Annotated in this window: 1 pseudogene; it reads right to left on the reverse strand. The window is 77.4% G+C overall.

Annotation, left to right across the window (positions count from 1 at the left end):
* Nucleotides 1-634 (reverse strand): annotated as a pseudogene (locus ACYVE9_RS29945) (hypothetical protein); the annotation flags it as partial.

Raw genomic sequence — 634 nt, forward strand, 5'->3', positions numbered from 1 at the left:
CGGGCGCGTCCGCGAACGGCGGGATGAACTGGGTGGCGTCGGCGTCGGGACCTCCGGGCGCCGTCTGCGGCGGCAGGAACTGGGTGGCCTCCGCGTCCGCTCCGGCGGGCGGCATCACCGACGGCGGCCCGAACTGGCCCTGCGGCTGGGCCGCGTAGCCGTCCGCTGACTGGTCCTGCGCCTGGCCGGGCCCCTGCGGCTGGTGGAGTGCCTGGTCCTGCGGCTGCCGGGCCGACTGTGCGGGACCGGTCCGGGCGTAGGAGTCCTGGCCGTACTCGCCTGTGCCGTAGGCGGATCCGCCGTACTGCTGCGGTGCCGCGTGCTGCGGACCGGGCTGCTCCGCCGGCGGGCGGCCGTGGCGGGCCCGGCCGTACTCGCCCGTCCGGTACTGCCCGGCCTGCTGGTCCTGCCCGGGCTGCTGGTCCTGCCCGGGCTGCGGAGCCTGGCCGGTCTGCGGATACTGCCCGAACTCGCCCTGCCCGTACTGGCCTTGCCCGTACTCACCCGGCCCGGATTCCTGTCCGTACGGGCCGTGGCCGTGTCCTGCGGCGCCGAACCGCCCCGTCGGGCCGCCGACTTGGGCGCCGCCTGAAGGGCCGTTCTCGCCGCCGGCGTCCGGACGGCCGTGGGCGGG

Source organism: Streptomyces sparsus, assembly GCF_054776295.1.